The sequence below is a fragment of the Nocardia sp. NPDC060220 genome, assembly GCF_042727815.1.
Classification (GTDB): Bacteria; Actinomycetota; Actinomycetes; order Mycobacteriales; family Mycobacteriaceae; genus Nocardia.
On sequence record NZ_JBHWZY010001110.1, the window covers coordinates 1 to 1,908 of the forward strand.

Below are 1,908 nucleotides of genomic sequence, written 5' to 3' on the forward strand. Positions count from 1 at the left end.
GATGTCTGCGAGATCTACACCGACGTCGACGGCATCTTCTCCGCCGACCCGCGCATCGTCCCCGACGCCCAGAAGCTCGACAAGATCTCCTACGAGGAGATGCTCGAGATGGCGGCCTGCGGTTCGAAGGTGCTCATGCTGCGCTGCGTGGAGTACGCGCGCCGCTACAACGTTCCCGTTCATGTTCGGTCGTCCTACACCGACAAGATCGGCACCACTGTTTTCGGATCGATGGAGGACATTCCCGTGGAGCAGGCAATCCTGACCGGCGTCGCACACGACCGCAGCGAGGCCAAGGTGACCGTCGTCGCCCTGCCCGACGAGCCGGGCTACGCGGCCAAGGTGTTCCGCGCGGTGGCCGACGCCGAGATCAACATCGACATGGTGCTGCAGAACATCTCCAAGGTCGACACGGGCAAGACCGACATCACCTTCACCTGCCCCAAGACCGACCTGGTCCGCGCGGTGCAGAAGCTCACCGAGCGTCAGGACGAGATCGGGTTCGCCGAGATCCTCTCCGACGATCACATCGGCAAGGTCTCCCTGGTCGGCGCGGGGATGAAGTCGCACCCGGGCGTCACCGCCACCTTCTGTGAGGCGCTGGCCAACGCGGGCGTCAACATCGACCTGATCTCTACCTCGGAGATCCGGATCTCGGTGCTCGTGCGTGACACGGAACTGGATGAAGCGGTGCAGGTGTTGCACAAGGCATTCGATCTCGGCGGCGACGAAGCCGCTGTCGTCCACGGCGGAACGGGGCGTTAAGCAATGGGTGTACGTGTAGGTGTTGTCGGTGCGACCGGTCAGGTCGGCGCCGTCATGCGCAAGCTGCTCGAAGAGCGCAACTTCCCGGCCGACGAGGTGCGGTTCTTCGCCTCCTCGCGTTCGGCGGGCAAGACGCTGCCCTGGCGCGGCGGCGAGATCGTCGTCGAGGACACCGAGACGGCCGATCCGTCGGGTCTCGACATCGCGCTGTTCTCGGCCGGTGCCACCATGTCGCGTGTGCAGGCCCCGCGCTTCGCCGCGGCGGGCGTCACCGTGATCGACAATTCCTCGGCATGGCGCAAGGACCCCGATGTGCCGCTGGTGGTGTCGGAGGTCAACCCCGAGGCCACCCGCAACCTGCCCAAGGGCATCATCGCGAACCCGAACTGCACCACGATGGCCGCGATGCCGGTGCTCAAGCCGCTGCACGATGTGGCCGGTTTGCAGCGCCTGATCGTGTCCAGCTACCAGGCAGTTTCGGGCTCCGGTCTCGCCGGTGTCGAGGAGCTCGCCTCGCAGATCCGCGCGGTGTCCGCCGACGCGGAGAAGCTGGTGCACGACGGTTCGGACGCCGAGTTCCCCGCGCCGAACAACTACGTCGCGCCGATCGCCTTCAACGTGATCCCGCTGGCCGGTGCGCTGGTCGACGACGGTTCCTTCGAGACCGACGAAGACCAGAAGCTGCGCAACGAGAGCCGCAAGATCCTGGGCCTGCCCGATCTGCTGGTGAGCGGCACCTGCGTGCGGGTCCCGGTCTTCACCGGGCACTCGCTGTCGATCAATGCCGAATTCGCCGAACCGATTTCGGTGCAGCAGGCCAAGGACCTGCTGGCCAAGGCGTCGGGCGTACGTCTGGTCGACGTGCCGACCCCGCTGGCCGCCGCAGGCCAGGACGACTCCCTCGTCGGCCGTATCCGCCAGGATCCGGGTGTGCCGAGCGGTCGCGGTCTCGCGCTCTTCATCTCGGGCGACAACCTCCGAAAGGGCGCCGCGCTGAACACGATTCAAATCGCGGAAGTTCTGCTCGAGAACCGCTGATCACCCGTCGACGGCCGGGCCACCTTCGGGTGTGCCCGGCCTTTGTCGTTGTCAGGGCTCGACCCGGCGCAACCCGTCGAGGATGACCGAGAAGGTGAGACGGCG

General features: G+C 66.2%; 2 protein-coding genes. Both read left to right on the forward strand.

The features are described 5' to 3' along the window. A partial coding sequence (locus ACFWF3_RS34190) for an aspartate kinase (protein WP_379318161.1) occupies nucleotides 1–765 on the forward strand: 765 nt, incomplete at its 5' end. Between the two features lie 3 nt (nucleotides 766–768). Further along, nucleotides 769–1,803 (forward strand): aspartate-semialdehyde dehydrogenase, encoded by a 1,035-nt coding sequence (locus tag ACFWF3_RS34195; protein WP_379318162.1) that lies wholly within the window; start codon nucleotides 769–771, stop codon nucleotides 1,801–1,803. Nucleotides 1,804–1,908: the final 105 nt, after the last annotated feature.